The 16,852-nt window shown below is 72.5% G+C and carries 15 protein-coding genes; 6 read left to right on the forward strand and 9 right to left on the reverse strand.

Annotated elements, in window-relative coordinates; translation table 11 throughout:
* Positions 1 to 61 precede the first annotated feature (61 nt).
* On the reverse strand, positions 62 to 835 hold the full coding sequence (locus tag AB0411_RS02425; RefSeq protein ID WP_366415302.1) for a GntR family transcriptional regulator: 774 nt from the start codon (positions 833 to 835) through the stop codon (positions 62 to 64).
* Positions 836 to 1,133: 298 nt separating this feature from the next.
* Between AB0411_RS02425 and AB0411_RS02430 the strand changes: the two genes are divergently transcribed.
* Complete coding sequence (locus tag AB0411_RS02430) at positions 1,134 to 1,541, forward strand: VOC family protein (protein ID WP_366415303.1); 408 nt, start codon at positions 1,134 to 1,136, stop codon at positions 1,539 to 1,541.
* A gap of 121 nt (positions 1,542 to 1,662) precedes the next feature.
* Here the strand turns inward: AB0411_RS02430 and AB0411_RS02435 are convergent, their stop codons facing one another.
* From AB0411_RS02435 to AB0411_RS02445, 3 genes are all read right to left on the reverse strand, one after another.
* Entirely contained in the window at positions 1,663 to 2,493 is an 831-nt protein-coding gene (locus AB0411_RS02435; protein ID WP_366415304.1) for a transporter substrate-binding domain-containing protein, read from the reverse strand.
* A gap of 142 nt (positions 2,494 to 2,635) precedes the next feature.
* Entirely contained in the window at positions 2,636 to 3,304 is a 669-nt protein-coding gene (locus AB0411_RS02440; RefSeq protein ID WP_366415305.1) for a bifunctional 4-hydroxy-2-oxoglutarate aldolase/2-dehydro-3-deoxy-phosphogluconate aldolase, read from the reverse strand.
* 369 nt (positions 3,305 to 3,673) lie between these two features.
* Positions 3,674 to 4,123 carry a ribonuclease domain-containing protein gene (locus AB0411_RS02445; protein WP_366415306.1) on the reverse strand — a complete coding sequence of 150 codons (450 nt, stop codon included), beginning with the start codon at positions 4,121 to 4,123 and terminating at the stop codon, positions 3,674 to 3,676.
* A 477-nt stretch (positions 4,124 to 4,600) separates the two neighbouring features.
* On the opposite strand from AB0411_RS02445, the gene AB0411_RS02450 reads away from it, so the two are divergent.
* Positions 4,601 to 5,143: an RICIN domain-containing protein gene (locus AB0411_RS02450; protein WP_366415307.1), complete on the forward strand. Its 543-nt coding sequence runs from the start codon at positions 4,601 to 4,603 to the stop codon at positions 5,141 to 5,143.
* A 264-nt stretch (positions 5,144 to 5,407) separates the two neighbouring features.
* Here AB0411_RS02450 and AB0411_RS02455 read toward each other — a convergent pair whose 3' ends face one another.
* The gene (locus tag AB0411_RS02455) at positions 5,408 to 6,820 is read right to left on the reverse strand and encodes an amino acid permease (protein WP_366415308.1); all 1,413 of its coding nucleotides are present in this window, start codon (positions 6,818 to 6,820) and stop codon (positions 5,408 to 5,410) included.
* 293 nt (positions 6,821 to 7,113) lie between these two features.
* Between AB0411_RS02455 and AB0411_RS02460 the strand changes: the two genes are divergently transcribed.
* From AB0411_RS02460 to AB0411_RS02475, 4 genes are all read left to right on the forward strand, one after another.
* Positions 7,114 to 7,740, forward strand: coding sequence for a helix-turn-helix domain-containing protein (locus AB0411_RS02460; RefSeq protein ID WP_366415309.1), 627 nt, complete (start codon positions 7,114 to 7,116; stop codon positions 7,738 to 7,740).
* 35 nt (positions 7,741 to 7,775) lie between these two features.
* On the forward strand, positions 7,776 to 7,967 hold the full coding sequence (locus tag AB0411_RS02465; protein ID WP_366415310.1) for a DUF6126 family protein: 192 nt from the start codon (positions 7,776 to 7,778) through the stop codon (positions 7,965 to 7,967).
* A 145-nt stretch (positions 7,968 to 8,112) separates the two neighbouring features.
* On the forward strand, positions 8,113 to 10,800 hold the full coding sequence (locus AB0411_RS02470; RefSeq protein WP_366415311.1) for a beta-N-acetylglucosaminidase domain-containing protein: 2,688 nt from the start codon (positions 8,113 to 8,115) through the stop codon (positions 10,798 to 10,800).
* 125 nt (positions 10,801 to 10,925) lie between these two features.
* The gene (locus AB0411_RS02475; RefSeq protein WP_366415312.1) at positions 10,926 to 11,606 is read left to right on the forward strand and encodes a transcriptional regulator; all 681 of its coding nucleotides are present in this window, start codon (positions 10,926 to 10,928) and stop codon (positions 11,604 to 11,606) included.
* A 61-nt stretch (positions 11,607 to 11,667) separates the two neighbouring features.
* Here the strand turns inward: AB0411_RS02475 and alc are convergent, their stop codons facing one another.
* The 4 genes from alc to AB0411_RS02495 form a co-directional block, all read right to left on the reverse strand.
* Complete coding sequence (alc, locus tag AB0411_RS02480; RefSeq protein WP_366415313.1) at positions 11,668 to 12,801, reverse strand: allantoicase; 1,134 nt, start codon at positions 12,799 to 12,801, stop codon at positions 11,668 to 11,670.
* A complete protein-coding gene (allB, locus tag AB0411_RS02485) occupies positions 12,798 to 14,141 on the reverse strand; it encodes an allantoinase AllB (protein ID WP_366415314.1) in 1,344 nt (447 codons plus the stop codon). Before allB ends, alc begins: the two co-directional genes overlap by 4 nt.
* 157 nt (positions 14,142 to 14,298) lie before the next feature.
* Complete coding sequence (locus tag AB0411_RS02490) at positions 14,299 to 15,846, reverse strand: NCS1 family nucleobase:cation symporter-1 (RefSeq protein ID WP_366415315.1); 1,548 nt, start codon at positions 15,844 to 15,846, stop codon at positions 14,299 to 14,301.
* A 42-nt stretch (positions 15,847 to 15,888) separates the two neighbouring features.
* Positions 15,889 to 16,683 carry an aspartate/glutamate racemase family protein gene (locus tag AB0411_RS02495; protein WP_366415316.1) on the reverse strand — a complete coding sequence of 265 codons (795 nt, stop codon included), beginning with the start codon at positions 16,681 to 16,683 and terminating at the stop codon, positions 15,889 to 15,891.
* Between the last annotated feature and the right edge of the window lie 169 nt (positions 16,684 to 16,852).

Here is a 16,852-nt window from a genome sequence, read left to right on the forward strand (position 1 = left end):
CCGCTGCGCCCGGTTGCCCTCAGGACGGCGGATCGCCGCCTCCGCGCCCCTTCAGGAGCGTTCAGGGCCGTACGAGCAGCTGGAACTCGAAGGCATAGCGGGAGGCACGGTAGACGTGCGTGCCGAACTCCACCGCGCGCCCGGTGTCGTCGAAGGTGGTCCGCTGCATCGTGAGCAGCGGAGCGCCCTCGGGCTCCCCGAGCCGCTCCCCCTCCTCGGCGGTCGCGGCGCGCGCGCCGACCGCCTGCCGGGCGCTGTGCAGGGTGATGCCGGCCGACCGCATCAGACGGTAGAGACCGGTCTCCTCCAGTTCGGCGGTCTCCAGCGTGAGCAGCCCCGCGGGCAGGAGGTTGCGCAGATGCGCGACGGGCTCGCCGTGCGCCAGCCGCAGCCGCTCGACCAGCGCGACCTCGGCCCCCTCGGCGATGCCCAGCGCGGCGGCGACCTCGGCGTCGGCCTCGGTGGTGGTGTTGAGCAGCACCCGGGTGGCGGGCTTCTGCCCGGCCGCCTCCAGGTCGTCGTAGAGGCTGCTCAGCTCCAGCGGGCGCTTGACCTGGCTGTGGACGACCTGGGTGCCGATCCCCCGGCGGCGCACCAGCAGCCCCTTGTCGACCAGCGACTGGATCGCCTGCCGCACGGTCGGCCGGGACAGGCCGAGCCGGCCGGCCAGCTCGATCTCGTTGCCGAGCAGGCTGCCGGGAGCCAGCTTGCCGTGCTCGATCGCGGCCTCCAGCTGCTGGGACAGCTGGAAATACAACGGGACCGGACTGCTCCGGTCCACGCTGAACTGGACGGGGCTCTCGGCACCCAGGGCTTCTGTATCGCGTTTCCCCACGTTCGCGAGCGTATCCGCCCGGACAGATGACGGGAAGTCCGGAGGTCACATTGTCCGGACAAGGGGGCCGGGGGCCGGGGGCAGCCGGGCGGACGGGCGCACGGGGCGGCCGGGCGCACGGGGGTGGACGGGCGTACGGGGCGGCCGGGCGTACGGGATCGCCGCGTCCACGGTGCTTGCCCGCGCATCCGGGCAACCCGGTGACTTCCGGGGACACCCAGCCCCTTCTCTGGTAACCAAGGACCGGCGAGTGCACCACCCCACCACCCGTCCGCCCCTCCCCGAGGAGTCAGCCGGTATGTCCGTACGTCGCGTCGTCCCCGACATCCAGTCCGACGCCCTGGAGGAAAGCCGCGCGTTCTACGGCCTGCTGGGGTTGGTGGAGGTCATGAACCAGGGCTGGGTCATGACGCTGGCGTCCCCCGCCAACCCCACCGCCCAGCTCACCTTCATGACCCACGACGAGACCGCCCCGGTCACCCCCGACATGAGCATCGAGGTCGAGGACGTGGACGCGGTCCACGCCGCCCTCCAGGCCGCCGGCGCGGACATCGTCCGGTCGCTCCGGGACGAGGAGTGGGGCGTCCGCCGGTTCTTCGTCAGGGATCCGAACGGCCGGATCGTCAATGTCCTCGCACACCGGGCGCCGCCCCGCGAGCACGGAAACGGGAACGGGGCCGGCGACGGGACGACGGGCGGGCGCTAGGCGCCGAGGACGAGCGCCGGGCGTTCTCCGCACGGCCGTTGAGCAGTTGGCCGGCCGGCTCCCGACGACAGGCCGGGAGGTCGGGACCTCGGCGCCGACGGCCCCGGCGCGGCCGGGCGCCCTACTTCATCCAGGCGTCCTCGTACTTCCGGTACGTGCCGTCATGAGTGGCCAGATGCACCCACTGGTCCACGTACTCCTGGAAGTCGTGGTCGCCGCGGGGCAGCGCATAGGCCTTCTCGGAGAAGGAGAAGGGCTTGTCCGGGTGGAGCGAGCAGAGTTCGGGGTGGATCTTCGCCTGGTAGCGGGTCTCGCCGGCGTCGGTCATCATCACGTCCGCGCGGCCCGCGATGATCTCGTCGAAGATCGTGGTGTTGTCCGGGTGGACCGTGAGCGTGGCCCGCTTGAGGTGGGCGCGGGCGAACTCCTCGTTCGTGCCGCCGGGGTTGACGACGACCCTGGTCCCCGGCCGGTCGATCTGGGACAGGGTCCGGTACTTGTCCTTGTCGGTGCAGCGCACGATGGGCGTCTTCCCGTCGGTGCGGGTGGGCTCGCTGAAGGCGACGGAGCGGGCGCGCGGGAGGGTGACCGACACGCCGCCCATCGCGATGTCGCAGCGGCCCGACGACAGGTCGCCGACCAGCCCGGCCCAGGTCGTCGCCACGTAGCGGGGTGTGGCGTCAAGGCTCTTGGCGAGGTCCGCGGCCATCGTGATGTCGACACCGCTGTACTTGCCGGTCGCGGGGTCGAGGTGGGTGAAGGGGCGGTAGTCGCCGGTGGTGCAGACACGCAGCACCCCGCGCCGGGGAACGGTGTCGAGGGCCGATGCCCTGCCGGCGGCTGCGGTGGTGGTGGTCGCCCCTCCGCCGGCCGGTGTGTCCGACGCCGCCGGGGCGGCGGCGGTGACGGCGAGCAGACAGGCCAGGGCGGAGAGGGTGGCGGCGCGCTTCATGGGGGCTCCTGTGACTCCTGGACGCGGCGGCGTGATCGCATGATCGAAGCGCTCAGGGTGGCAGAGCCCGCGATGCGGGTGAAGCCCCCGACCGGCCGCCGGGACGGCCGGAGGGCAGCGGCGGCGGCGAGCCGAGGGGCCGTCAGTCCTCGTAGAGGTCCGCGGTGCCCCGGGTCGTCGGGCGGTCGGGGGCGGCCTCGTCCAGGCGGTTGAGGAGGTCGGCGGCGCGCTTGGCAACGGTGTCGCGGTCGCCCTCGGAGAGCGCCGCCCCCATGCCGACGGCGACCGCGCCCGCCGCGATCCACTCCGGCGCGTTGTCGACCGTGACCCCGCCCGTCGGCAGCACCGGCACCTGCGGCAGCGAGGCGCGGACCTCCGCCAGCCAGGCCGGGTCGTACGCCGAGGCGGGGAACAGCTTGACCGCGTCCGCGCCGAGTTCGAGCGCGCGGACCATCTCCGTCGGCGTGCAGACCCCGGGAAAGACCGGGATGCCGTAGCGGTGGCCGGTACGGATGACCTCGGCGTCGAGGCTCGGCGAGACCAGGTAGCGGGCGCCCGCGTCGACCGCCATCCGGGCCGATGCCGCGTCCAGGACCGTGCCGGCGCCGATGATGGCGTCGTCACCGAGTTCACGGCTGAGCGTCGTCACCGCCTCCAGGGCGAAGGGGGTGGTGAGGGATATCTCCAGGCTGGTGATGCCCGCCGACAGCAGGGTGTCGGCCGTCGCGCTCGCCTCGTCATAGGTTCTGCTGCGGACGATGGCGAAAACCCGCTGCGCCAGTGCGGCCCGGGTGATCTCCCAGCGATACACGGCAGTTCGCCGTCCTTCCTTGTCTCCGACGCTCCATGCCGGCCCACCATGACCCATGGCGGATACGGCACTTTCCGGGGCGTGCCCCAGCAGCCGACCGCACATGGTCTTTTTCCGCCGATGCCCGCCCGCTCCTCGTTTCTGCCGAAACGCTACCGGGAACCACTGACAATCCTCTCGCGGGGGTGCGCCCCGTGCGCCCCTTCTGCCAAGAATGGGAAGAAGAGGGAGGTCGGAGGGGGCGCACGGCGAAGACGCCCAGCACCGGCGCACAGCACAGCGGCGGCCGGGGTGCGTAGTGCACCCCGGCCGCCGCGAGTTGGGGGCGGCCCCTGGCAGGGACCGCCGCTCCGCTGTTCCGTCGAGCCGTCAGCAGCCCCGGTCGACGAGGTCGAACGTCTTGTAGTGGTCGGCGGTGTAGTAGTCCTCTTCCTTCTTCTCGCCGGTGACGATGCGTCGCGCACCGCGGTCGGGCGAGCCGGGCGTGACCACGGTGAACTCGTGGTAGTAGTCGGAGCTCTGGGACGGCAGGATGCCCTCCCGGTTGTCGAAGACCGTCCCGTCCTTGGGGTACGGGTACGGCCCGCCCTTGGCGATCAGGTCGAGGGTGTCGTGGGCCTGCGAAGGCAGCTTGGAGTAGCAGACCTTGCCGACGTCCGCGACGTGCACGGACGGAACGTGCGCCGTCGCGGCGTACGAGGCGGCCGTGGGGGTCGTGGCGAGGGCAGGCGTGGCGGAGACCGCGGTCCCGCCGATGAGAAGGGCCGAAGCGAGGGCGCCGGCGGCGCCGAACCTGGTGATCCGTGGGGGGATTCTCATGCCTCCAGAATGACGCGCGTAGACATGATCCTGTCAATCCCAACGGGCGGAAGTTTTCCGGGAGTTCACAACCCCACGGCCCCCAACTGCCCCAATCGTCCCAAAATCGCGCTCCCGTCCCGACGCTGTCTTTACCTCGGGATTGCCCACGGCACGGGCGGCCGCGGGCGGTTCACCGGCAGCACCGGCGGCACCCGCGGCACCCGCGGCACCCGCGGCACCGGTCGAGCGGTACCCCAGGCGGCGGCTGCCCCCAGGGCGCGTCTCCTTGGCGCTCCGAGGGACCGCGCTCCGCGAAGGGTGCGGGTGCATGGCCGGATCCGGTCAGTCCGGTCACCCGCGGGAGTGGCAGGTGCGCCGGGTATCGGCCACACGGGGTGGCCTGCCCTTTCCCCATGCCGTCGACGGGGCAGCCTGAGCGGTGCTGACCAGTGGCGAGTGTGCGAGCTGGCGCGTCCCACGAAGGAGAAGAGGCCCGTGATCGGCACCATGATGAGGTTCCTGCGACGGCCGGCAGTAGCCGTAGCCGGCGCAGCGGCAGTCCTTGCCTCCATGATCGGAGCAGTTCGGCCCGCGCAGGCGTACCCGGCCTATCACCTCGTTCAGATCAAGACGTCCACGGGCAAGTGCCTGACCATCAGGAACCAGAGCACCGGCGACGGCGCTTCGCTGGAACAGAACCGGTGCCAGAATCTTCCCGCCCAGCGCTTCAAGAGCATGAACGACGGCGTGGCGAACCCGACCCACGAGATCAGAACGTTCGCGGACAAGTGCCTGACCATCCTCGGCGCATCCGGGGGCAATGGGGTCACGTGGCCGATCAGCCAGCAGGAGTGCAGGGAGGGCTCGTATCACCAGCGCTTCACCTACTTCGCCGAGTACGGCCGGCCGGACATCGGGTTCAGGTCGTTGTCCATGGGACTCTGCTGGACCGTGACGGGCGTCAACGACGGTGCCAGGATCGAGGGCGATGCCTGCGACGGGTCTGCCGCTCAGCGCTTCACACTCGTCGACGTGTGAGCCGTGCCGCTGCTCACCCGCAGCGGCGGCCTGGTGAGCGAGGGCGGGCTTGTCGCCTCATGTGGCCGGGCCGCGCCACCGCTTGAGGCGGTTGACGCATCGTTCGACGGCGTTCCGCTGCGTGTCCGTCACACCGTCGAAGCCGGGCGGGCGCCGCCTCGGCTTCCTCGAACGGGTTGCGGCCGGAGCGGGGGGAGCGGCCCGGCAGGCGCACCGGGAGGCCCGGGGTGTGCACCGGCGAGCCGCTGAGCCCCGCGACGGCGTCTAGACCTCGGCGACGGCGCGCCGGTCGCGGCGCTGCTTGAGGTAGCCCGCACCCGCCAGCGCCGAGGCCACGACGGCCGTGCCGAGGAGTTGCTGCCGGCCGTCGGAGCTGCCGGCCATCACGGCGAAGACGCCGAGGATGGCGGCGAGCGCCAGCCAGGTCAGGTAGGGGAAGGCCCACATCCGCACCAGGAGCAGGTCGGGGGTCTCGCGCTCCAGGCGGCGGCGCATCTTCAGCTGGGTGAGGCAGACGATGGACCAGACGACCAGCACCGAGCAGCCCGCGATGTTCAGCAGCCAGGCGAACACCGTGGTCGGCCAGACGATCCCGGCGATCACGGCGGCGAAGCCGAACAGGCAGGACGCCACCACGGCCGCGGCGGGCACGCCCCGGGTGACCTTGGCCAGGAGGCGCGGCCCCTGGCCCCGGTTGACGAGGGAGTACGCCATGCGCGACGAGCCGTAGATGTTGGCGTTCATCGCGGAGAGCAGCGCCACCAGCACCACGATCTGCATGATCGTGCCGGCGGCCGGGATGCCGAGCCGGTCGAGGACGGTGACGTACGGGCCGTCCGTGGCGACCCGCGGGTTGTTCCACGGCACCAGGGTGACGACCACGGCCATGGAGCCGATGTAGAAGACGGCGATGCGCCAGACGGCGGTGCGGACGGCACGCGCCACGTTCCGGCTCGGGTGGTCGGACTCGGCCGCCGCGATGGTGACGGTCTCCAGACCGGCGAAGCCGGAAATGGTGGTCAGCAGTCCGGCGGCGAGTCCGGCGGCGCCGGTCGGGAAGAAGCCGCCGTGGCCGGTGAGGTGGTGGGTGCCGGGCGCGTCGCCGAAGACCCCGAGAATGCCGAGCACGCCCAGTACCAGGAAGGCGACGATCGCGGTGACCTTGACGGCGGAGAACCAGAACTCGAACTCGCCGAAGTTCTTGACCGCGGTCAGGTTGCTGGCGCAGAAGAACACCATGAAGACCGCCACCCAGCCGTAGGCGGGGACGAACGGCACCCAGCTGTGCATGATCGTGCCCGCCGCGGTGGCCTCGGCGGCCACGCCGGCGCAGAGCATCAGCCAGTACATCCAGCCCGAGGTGGCCCCTGCCCAGGAGCCGAGTTCCTCCTCGGCGTGCACCGAGAACGAGCCGGTGGAGGGCCGGGCAGCGGACATCTCGCCGAGCATCCGCATGATCAGCATGACCAGCGCGCCGGTCCCCGCGAAGAGCAGGACGATGGCCGGTCCGGCCGCGGCGATGCCGACGCCGGAGCCGACGAAGAGCCCCGCGCCGATGACCCCGCCGAGCGCGATCATCGAGAGATGGCGCTGCTTGAGGCCGTGCGACAGCACGGACTCGCTGTTCTGCGCGTCCTGCGGGGCGGCCTGGGGCGACCGGGTGGAAGTCCGACTCATGGTCGTGCCTGTTCACTAATTGAGACGTTCGGTGAGCCTCACGAGTGTGAAGACACGTACGCGCGCGGGAGGTGAACGCCCGCTATTCGGACTTTTTGAGTACACGTGGTGAGGAGGGCGTTACGCACTGAAGGTGCCGATTCCCCGGCCGGGTCGGCAGTGGCCGACGCGCCGTGCGCCCCGCCCGGGGGCACGCAAGGACCACCGCCCGCGCCACCTTCCGTACTCCCCGCGGAATTTGCCTCTCAGGCAAATCTTTTGCCCGGGAGGCGAAGGGTCGCTATACCGGGGTTATGACCGAGCTCCCCGACGGGCCCGCCGGCGCTGTGCCGGAGGACCTGTCCACCGTGGCGCCGCGCCTTCGTGATCTGCGCAGGCGCAGTGGTCTCACGCTGGAGACCGCGGCCCGGCTGGTGGGACTCTCGCCCGCGCACCTGTCGCGGCTGGAGACCAATCAGCGGCAGCCGTCGTTGCCGATGCTGCTGGCGCTGGCCCGTACGTACGGCACCACGGTATCCGACCTGCTCGGCGAGACCGCCGCGGAGCGGGACCCGGTCGTGCGCGCGGGCCGTACGGAGCCGTCGGAGGCCGGCGGCTGGACGTACTGGACCGTGGGCGGCGCCGGGCGGGCGATGCAGGCGCTGCGGGTCCATGTGCCGCAGCGGGCGCAGGGCGATCTGGTGCGGGTGCACCCGGGCGAGGAGTGGCTGTACGTCCTGGAGGGGCGGCTGCGGCTGACGCTCGGCGCCGCGGTGCATGTGCTGGACCCGGGGGACGCCGCGCACTTCGACTCGCTGACGCCGCACCGGATCGCCGCCGCCGCACCGGGCGGTGTGGTGCTGCTGTTCGTCCACACGCTGCTGCAGAGCGGGGCCGCCGAGCTGTGCCTCGGCGACGACGCCAGGCGCCGCGGGCTGTGAGCCCCGCGCCTTTCCTGACGGAAGGACCGTACGTCGTGCCTGATCAGATCACTCCTGCCACTCCCCCGCCGGCGGAGCCGCTGCCCGAGGCGGGGCCCGCCGCCCGGACGTACAAGGAGGACGCGCCACCGCGCGGGCTCTATGTGCGGGTGTTCATCTATGTCGTGGCGACGCACGTGCTGTTGGCGTTCTTGAGCTTCCTGGTGATCGTCGCCAAGACACGGTGACACCGCGGGCGGCCGGTGCGTCCCAACGTCCATCCCTTCGGTGCGAAAGTCCATTGCCGCGGCGCGGCGGGCGGGTGAAGCCTGCTGGCGCGAAGGCTCGCACGACGCTCGTCCCGCACCTCGCCGCACCGAGGAGGACCGAAGGATGCACCGTACGCGCACCGCGGCGGCCACGGCACTGGCCACGGCCCTGGCCGCGCTCCCCCTGACGGGCATGGCGGGGCCGCCGGGCGCCGGCGGGAAGGCCGGGCACAACGGCCCGCGGGACGGCACGGGAACGTCCGTCTCCCGTCCCCTCTCCCCCACGCCCCGATCCGTCCGCAGCCGGCCCGACCGGGTCACCGTCACCCCCTCCGTGACCGTCGTCGCCGGGCCGGACACCGACCGCCCGGCACTGGCCGTCGTGGAGAAGGCGCTGGCGGACGCCGGTGCGGACCGGGTGGTACGGGCCGGACGGGCGCCGGGCGGCGGGCAGTTGACGGTGTACGTGGACGGCGCGGGCGCGGCCCGGACGTTGCGGGCACTGGGGGCACGGGGCAGCGACGGGCTGCCGGCGGAGGGCTATGCGCTGGCCGTCGGCGCGGGCCGGATCGCCCTGTCCGGCAAGGACGCCACCGGTACGTACTACGCCGCGCAGACCCTGCGGCAGCTGCTGCCCCACCGGGAGCGGCCGGGTGCCCAGGTGCCGGGCACCGCCGTACGGGACTGGCCGGCGACCCCGCTGCGCGGCGTCATCGAGGGCTTCTACGGGACCCCTTGGTCGCACGCGGCCCGGCTCGACCAGCTCGACTTCTACGGCGAGCACAAGATGAACCTCTATGCGTACTCGCCCAAGGACGACCCCTACCTGCGGGCGAAGTGGCGCGACCCCTACCCCGCGGACCGGCTCGCGCAGCTCAAGGAGCTGGTGGACCGGGCGCACGAGCGGCATGTGGAGTTCACCTATGCGCTCTCCCCGGGGCTGTCCGTCTGTTACAGCTCCGACGCGGACCTCAAGGCGCTCACCGCCAAGTTCCAGACGTTGTGGGACATCGGCGTGCGGACCTTCGCGGTGCCGCTGGACGACATCAGCTACACGGACTGGAACTGCGCCGCGGACAAGGACGCGTTCGGGACCGGCGGCGGCGCGGCGGGGGCGGCGCAGGCCCATCTGCTCAACCGCGTCCAGCAGGAGTTCATCGCCGGGCATCCGGGGGCGGCGCCGCTGCAGATGGTGCCGACCGAGTACTACGACGTGAAGCCGTCGCCCTACAAGAAGGCGCTGGCCACCCGGCTGGACAAGGACGTGCTGGTCGAGTGGACGGGGGTGGGGGTGATCGCGCCGACGATGACCGTCGCCCAGGCACGGCAGGCGCGGGAGGTGTTCGGGCACCGGATCCTGACGTGGGACAACTACCCGGTCAACGACTATGTGACCGACCGGCTGCTGCTCGGGCCGTTCAACGGCCGGGAGAAGGGGCTGCCGGAACAGTTGGCGGGGATCACCGCGAACCCGATGATCCAGCCTGCCGCGTCCAAGCTCGCGCTGTACACGGTGGCCGACTACGCGTGGAACGACACCGCGTACGACGCCCGTGCCTCGTGGGGTGCGGCGATCGGTGAGCTGGCCGGCGGCGACGCCCGCGCGGCACGGGCCCTGCGGGCCTTCGCCGATGCCCAGTACGCCTCCTCGCTCAACCCGCGGCAGGCGCCCGAACTGTCCGCCGCCCTGGCGCAGTTCGGCGAGGACGGGGACGCGCGACGGCTGGACGGGGTGCTGGGGACCCTGCAGGAGGCGCCGGCGGTGCTGCGGGAGCGGCTCGCCGACCGGGGGTTCGTCCAGGACAGCGGGCCCTGGCTGGACGCGACCCGCGCCTGGGGCACCGCGGCGCGTACCGCCCTGCGGCTGGTCGAGGCGGTGAAGGCGGGCGACGGTGCGACGGCCTGGCAACTGCGGCAGCGGATCCCGGAGTTGGTGCGGACCGCCAGGTCCTTCGTCTACGTGGACATGGCGGGGAAGCGGGTTCCGGTGCTGGTGGCGGACGGGGTGCTGGACACCTTCGTCGAGGACGCGGTGGCCGCGCACGATGCGGCGCTGGGCGTCGCCGGCCGCCCGAAGGGAGCCACGGACCTGTCGGCCCACCAGGACAACGCGGTGTCCCGGATGACCGACGGCGATGACGCCACCTACTTCTGGAGCGGCACGGCGCCCGGGGCCGGCTCCTTCGTCGAACTGGATCTGCACAGGGAACGGCCGCTGGGTGCCGTACGGCTGGCGATGGGCAAGAGCGGCAGCCCGGACGACTACCTGCGGCACGGCGTCCTGGAGTACTCCTCGGACCACGAGAACTGGCACCCGCTGGCCGCGTTCGACCAGCAGGCGGATGTCCGGGCCGAGCCGCCGGCCGGGACCCGGGCCCGGTACGTCCGCGCCCGGGCCACCCGGGCGCAGGACACCTGGCTGGTGGTGCGGGAGTTCGCGGTGGCCGGGGCCGAGGCGGCGACGGTGGCCGGCGGCCCGCCCGCGGCACCGGGCAGCACGCTGCGGTCGGCGGGGGACGGCGACCCGGCGACCGCCTATCAGGCCTCGCGGGCCGCGCAGCCGGGTGAGTCGCTGGAGTTCACGCCCGACGCGCCCCGCGCGGCCCGCTCCGTCACCGTCCTGCGGCCGCAGGGGGCACCCGCCGGGGCGGCGGGCGTCGAGGTGCTGACGGGCGGCGCCTGGCGCAGGATCGGCACCCTGTCCGGGCCTTACACGCGGCTTGCCACGGGCGGTGGCGCCGTCGGGGGCGTGCGCCTGGCCTGGCGGGCCGGGGCGGCGACGCCCGAGGTCAATGAGGTGATTCTGCGCTGAGGGGGGCCAAGGGGCTGAAGGGAACGACCATTTCCCGACGGGCCGCGCCATCGGGCCCTCGGTCCGCGCCGTGCGCCCTACTCTGAGGCTCCGTCGCCGCCCTCGCCCCGGAGGAGACCGACCCCATGGCCCGTCCTGCGCCCGATGCCCCCCGCCCCACCGCGGCCGCCGTGCTCGATGACGCGGTCCGTTCCCTCGCCCCGGACACCGACGCCAACCGGCTGGTCGCGCGGATCGAGGCGGGGGCGGCGCCGCGCTCCGTGTTCGCCACCCTCGCCCTCGAACAGCACCATGTGATCAGCGCGGACCGGGTCAGCTTCCAGCACCTGGCGCGGCGGGCGGACGGCGACCCGCCGGTGGCCGACTTCTTCGACCTGCTCGCCCAGGGCGAGGCACTGGCCATGAAGCAGCTCGCCGGGCTGGCGGACGCGTGCGAGCTGAGCGAGCGGGAGATCGCGGAGTACCAGCCGCGGCCCGGCTGCCAGGCGTACCCCTCGTATGCGGCGCGGCTCGCCCTCGGCGGCGAGCCGACCGATGTGGCGATCGCGCTGAATGCCAACTTCGCGGCGTGGGGCCGCTGCTGCGCGATCGTCGAGACCGCGATGCGGGACCGGTACGCCTTCCCCGAGGAGGCGTGCGGGTTCTTCGGCTTCTTCGCCGGCCCCGCACCGGACGTCGGGGAGAAGGCGCGCGCGGCGGTGCAGCACGGCCTCGACACCGGCCAGGCGGAACCGGCCACGGCGCACCGCTACGGCCGCCTGCTCCAGGCGTACGAGCTCATGTTCTGGAACTCGGTCGCGGACTGAGGGGGTCTGCGGGGTGGGGCGGCCGGTGCGGGCAGCGGCCGGTGGTCCGTGCCCGCCGCGGTCAGCCGTTCAGCTCGTCGTGGCGGGCGGCGAGCCGGCGGGCGCCCTCCTCGGTGAGGGAGCCGTGCAGCCGCAGCCTGGCGATGCCGCCGTCCGGAAAGATGTCGATCCGGACGTGGGTGACGGGCGGTGCGCCGGCCGGCAGCAGGAAGCGGTGGACGGTGTCGGGCTGCAGTCGGGTGCGCGGCAGCAGGCAGGTCCAGTCGCCGTGCTCGCCGTCGCGTCCGCAGAGGGCCGCCCAACCGGGCGAGTTGCCCTGGAAGCCGCTGGTGTCGATCTCCACCGCGCGGATCACGGCCTGTTCGGTGAGGCGGTAGCGGACCCAGTCGTTTCCGGAGCCGCGCCGGCGACGGGTCTCCCAGCCGTCGTCCATCCGCCGGGGACGGCCCGGGTACAGGGTGTGGGCGGGCGAGGAGTAGAAGCGGTCGGAGGCGTCCTCGACCCGGCCGCCGTTCTCCAGCGCGACGACGTCGAAGGTGCCCGCCGCGGCCGGCCGGCCGGGCGCGGGGACGACCTCGCCGTGGACGCGGAGCCGGGCCACGCCGCCGTCGGGGTACTGGTCGAGGCGCAGGTGGGTGAAGCGGCGGGCGGCGTCGACGGCGAAGCCGTTGGCGGCGTGCCCGCCGACGGCGGTGCGCGGGACGAGGGTCGTCCAGGGCACGTCGGCGGCGAGGAGTTCGGCCGGCGACGGCGAGCCCTCCACGCAGGCGCCCTGGATGCCGACGGACTGCGGGTGGTTCCCGCGGAAGTGCGCGGTGTCGACGACGATGCCGTGGATCACGCCGGGCGCCCCGAGCCGGACCAGCGCCCAGTCGTGGTCCTCGTCCGCCGGGAACGGGTGCGCACCGTCGGGTCCGCGCCGCCTGCGGGTCTCCCAGCCGTCCATGATCTTGCCCCGGTGACCGAAGGCCTCCGGGTCGAAGCGGGCGGGCCCGGGCCGCAGGAGGTTCTCCCGCTCGGCGAAGAACTCGTCGTTGGCGGCGAGCACGGCCGCGCCCAGCCGCCGGTCGGCGAGGTCGGGGAGGTGGGTGAAGGGGAAGCCGGCGGGACCCGGGGTGCGGTAGTCCGCGTAGGGGTCGCCGCCGGCGTACGGCCGTGCGTCACCGGTGTAGCGAGGCAGGCCGGTGGGGGTCATGGCCGCGGCGGCCGTTCGAGCAGGGTGCCGGTGGGCCCGGTGAGGGCGGTGCCGTCGTTGATCTGCCGGCCGCGCAGCCAGGTGGACCGTACGACGCCGTGCAGGGTCTTCCCGGCGTACGCGGTGATCTTGTTGCGGTGCTGGAGGGCCTGCGGGTCGACGGTGAAGGTCTCCTCGGGGGCGAGGACCGCGAAGTCCGCGTCCCGGCCGGGCTCGATGGCGCCCTTCCGGTCGAGACCGGCCAGCGCGGCCGGTGCGGTGGCCATCCAGCGCACGACGTCGTCGAGGGCGTGACCGCGCTTGCGCGCCTCGGTCCAGATGGCGGGCAGGCCGAGCTGGAGGGAGGAGATGCCGCCCCAGGCCGCGCCGAAGTCGGCGGTCTTGAGGTCGGCGGTGGAGGGCGAGTGGTCGGAGACGATGCAGTCGATGGTGCCGTCGGCCAGCCCCTCCCACAGGGCGTCCTGGTTGGCGGCCTCGCGGATCGGCGGGCAGCACTTGAACTCCGTTGCGCCGTCCGGGATTTCCTCGGCGGTCAGGGTCAGGAAGTGCGGGCAGGACTCGACGGTGATCCGTACGCCCTCGCGCTTGGCGGCGGCGATCAGCGGCAGCGCGTCGCTGGAGGACAGGTGCAGGACGTGCACCCGTGCGCCGAGCCGCCGGGCGAGCGCGATCAGCCCGGCGATGGCGTCGTTCTCGCTGGCGCGGGGGCGGGAGGCGAGGAAGTCGGCGTACTTCGGGCCGTGCGGCGCGGGGGCCGCGCCCAGGTGGCCCGGGTCCTCGGCGTGCACGATCAGCAGGCCGTCGAATCCGGCGATCTCACCGAGGGCGGCGGCCAGTTGTTCCTGGTCGAGCTCGGGGAACTCGTCCACGCCGGAGGGCGACAGGAAGCACTTGAAGCCGAAGACGCCGGCGTCGTGCAGCGGGCGCAGGTCCTTGACGTTGCCGGGGATGGCACCGCCCCAGAAGCCGACGTCGACATGGGCCTTGGGGCGGGCGACCGCGCGCTTGGTGTCGAGGTGGGCGGCGGTGGTGGTGGGCGGGAGGCTGTTGAGCGGCATGTCCAGGAGGGTGGTGATACCGCCGGCCGCGGCCGCGCGGGTGGCGGTCCAAAAGCCCTCCCACTCGGTGCGGCCGGGGTCGTTGACGTGGACGTGGGTGTCGACGAGGCCGGGCAGCAGGACGTCGTCGCCGAAGTCCCGCACCTGCGCCCCGGCCGGAGCCTCGGCGTCGTGCGGCAGCACCGCGGTGATCGTGCCGTCGGTGACGGCGACGGACGCGGCGCGCGTCCCCTGCGGGGTGACGACGCGCGTGGAGCGCAGCACCAGCTCTGTTTCGGACACCCGGTCCCCTCCTCGTATCTGTCTTCATCGTTGCGTGACGGCGTGCGGGGCGCACGGCCGCCGGGGCCGCACACGTCAGCGGCACGGGGTGCACGCGGCAGCGAACTGCAAAATTCAACAGTCTGTTGAACGAGTCTTCACTCCGGACCGGTGCCCGTCAAGACCCCTCGACGGGCACCGGCCCGGCGAGCGGCCGGGCCCCTTCCGAGGCCGCGGGCTCCGCCGCCATGGCGGCGCCGACCTGCGACGGGATGATCTCCTCCGGGACCGGAGCGGCGCCCGCCGCGGCCCGCTCGCGGCGGGAGAGCAGCGCGTAGAGCGCACCGGCGAGCCCCATGCCGACGATCCAGGAGAACGGCGCGACCACGTCGAAGGCCGGGACCAGGGCGAGCACCGCACAGACCGCGGCGGCCGGCAGGAAAGCGGCCGCGGCCTTCGGGTTGTAGCCCCTGCGGTAGAAGTACGCGCCCCGGGCATCGGCCGAGAACAGCGCGTCGACGTCGATCCGGCCGCGCCGCACCAGGTGGTAGTCGACGAGCAGGATCGCCACCAGCGGCCCGAGGAAGGCGCCGAGCGCCCCCAGGAAGTACTGGATCACCAGCGCGGACGAGTAGAGCTTCCAGGGCATGACGACGATCGCCAGCACCGCGGTGATCATGCCGCCGCGCTTGAAGTCGAGGTACTTCGGGGCGAGGTTGGCGAAGTCGTAGGCGGGCGAGACGAAGTTGGCGACGACATTGATGCCGATGGTGGCGACGATGAAGGCCAGCGCGCCGATGACCGTGACCACCGGATTGTCGATCTTCTGGATCACCTTCACCGGGTCGTAGATCGCCTCGCCGAAGACGGAGATCGTGCCCGCGGTGACGAGGACGGCGACCACGGCGAAGGCGGTGAAGTTCACCGGCAGCCCGATCAGATTGCCCCGCCGGTAGGAGCGGTGGTCGGGGGTGAAGCGGGCGAAGTCGGCGTAGTTGAGGACCAGCGTCAGGAAGGTGGCGACGGTCAGACTGACCGCGATCAGGCTCTGCTCGACCTGCGCGGAACCGCTGAGGCCGGTGAGACTGCGGGTCAGCGAGATGTCGCCGCCGGCCTTGACGACCAGGTACACCGCGAGCGCGAGGACGACGAGCCAGACCACCGGCCCGGTCGCGAAGTCCTGGACCTTGCGGATGAACTCCATCCCCCGGGTCAGCAGAACGGCCTGCAGCCCCCACATCACCAGGAACGCGATCCAGCCCAGCGTGGACAGCCCCAGCACCGAGTTGTGGTGGTAGGCCGCCAGACCCGGCGCGAGCTGCAGCGTCAGCAGGACCACGGCGGTCGAGGCCAGCCAGGTCTGGATGCCGTACCAGGCCACGGCCATGATCGCGCGCAGCAGGGCGGGGATGTTGGCGCCGTAGACGCCCCAGCTGGCGCGGGCGAGCACCGGGTAGGGGACGCCGGTCCGGTGCCCGGCGTGCCCCATGCGGTTCATCAGCCAGTAGACGATCGTGATGCCGGCCAGCAGCGCCAGGAACACCTCCCAGGCGGGCAGACCCAGCACGAACAGGCTGGCGGCGAAGGCGTAGTTGCTGATCGCGTGGGTGTCGGACATCCACAGCGCGAAGATGCTGTACGTGCCCCAGGTGCGCTCGGGGGCCGGTGCGAGGTCCGCGTTGAACAGGCGCGGGTCCGGCTGCGGGGGCTTCGGGGGTGCGGTCACGTGTCCTCCCAGGCAGATGGGGTGGAGCTTAGGGGTTAGTTGTCAGATGCCTGATGTCTGTGCGGAAAATTCGGTGTTACGGGGTGAGTCCTGAACGCGCTCCGGGGAAGGCCGCAGATGCGCGCTCAGCGGCCAGGAGCCGATCACCTTCGGGCGGGGAGGCGCGAAGCTGCGTGCCGTACTGGTCGCCAGCCCGAGGCCGACGACCGCCTCGGCGAACTTCACCGCCGCGGCGACGCCGTCCACCACGGGCACCCCGAGCACCGCGGCGACCTTCTCCTGCAGCCCGGCCATCCCGCCGCAGCCCAGGCAGACCACCTCGGCGCCGGCCCGGACGACCTCGCGGGCGGTCTCGATGATCACCTCGACGGTCCGCTCCCCGTCCCGCTCCAGCTCCAGGACGCCGAGCCCGGTGCCGCGGACCGCGGCGCAGCGCTGGAGCAGGCCGGCGGTCAGCAGCCGGTCCTCGATCTGCGGCACGGCACGGTCGAGGGTGGTGACGATGCCGTAGGCGTGACCGAGCATCATCGCCATCTGGGCGGCGCTCTCGGTGATGTCCAGGACGGGGACGTCCAGCAGCTCCTGGGCGCCCTCCCGGCCCGGCTCCCCGAATCCGGCCATGACCAGCGCGTCGAAGGGGAAGTCGAGGGTGGCGAGCCGGTCCAGGACGGCCGCGGCGCTGAGGTAGCCCTCGAAGTGGCCCTCGATCGACTCCGGGCCCCACAGGGGTTCGGTGGCGATGATCTCGGTGCCCGGGGCGGCGGCCGCGGCGGCCGTGGCGCGGATCGAGGCAGTCATGGAAGCCGTGGTGTTCGGGTTCATGACGAGAATGCGCATGACTCTCCAACGATTTGGAGGATTCCATAGAATGGACAGTAGGTTTCGCGCAGCAGAACGTAGCTATGGCCACTGGCGCCGTCAAGGGATCGCGGCTAGGTGGTTGCCCGCCGGCTCGCACCGTGGGACGAAGAGGGCCTGACCGGCGCGAACGAGTGTGCGAGAGACC

The organism is Streptomyces angustmyceticus (assembly GCF_040701845.1).
Classification (GTDB): domain Bacteria; phylum Actinomycetota; class Actinomycetes; order Streptomycetales; family Streptomycetaceae; genus Streptomyces; species Streptomyces angustmyceticus_A.

What these genes read in the sequence shown, in the direction of transcription:
- AB0411_RS02435 (WP_366415304.1), bottom strand. Translation starts at nt 2,493, where the DNA reads ATGAAGCGCGCCGCCACCCTCTCCGCCCTGGCCTGTCTGCTCGCCGTC.
- AB0411_RS02475 (WP_366415312.1), top strand. Translation starts at nt 10,926, where the DNA reads ATGGCCCGTCCTGCGCCCGATGCCCCCCGCCCCACCGCGGCCGCCGTG.
- AB0411_RS02445 (WP_366415306.1), bottom strand. Translation starts at nt 4,123, where the DNA reads ATGAGAATCCCCCCACGGATCACCAGGTTCGGCGCCGCCGGCGCCCTC.
- AB0411_RS02495 (WP_366415316.1), bottom strand. Translation starts at nt 16,683, where the DNA reads ATGCGCATTCTCGTCATGAACCCGAACACCACGGCTTCCATGACTGCC.
- AB0411_RS02460 (WP_366415309.1), top strand. Translation starts at nt 7,114, where the DNA reads ATGACCGAGCTCCCCGACGGGCCCGCCGGCGCTGTGCCGGAGGACCTG.
- AB0411_RS02455 (WP_366415308.1), bottom strand. Translation starts at nt 6,820, where the DNA reads ATGAGTCGGACTTCCACCCGGTCGCCCCAGGCCGCCCCGCAGGACGCG.
- AB0411_RS02470 (WP_366415311.1), top strand. Translation starts at nt 8,113, where the DNA reads ATGCACCGTACGCGCACCGCGGCGGCCACGGCACTGGCCACGGCCCTG.
- AB0411_RS02430 (WP_366415303.1), top strand. Translation starts at nt 1,134, where the DNA reads ATGTCCGTACGTCGCGTCGTCCCCGACATCCAGTCCGACGCCCTGGAG.
- alc (WP_366415313.1), bottom strand. Translation starts at nt 12,801, where the DNA reads ATGACCCCCACCGGCCTGCCTCGCTACACCGGTGACGCACGGCCGTAC.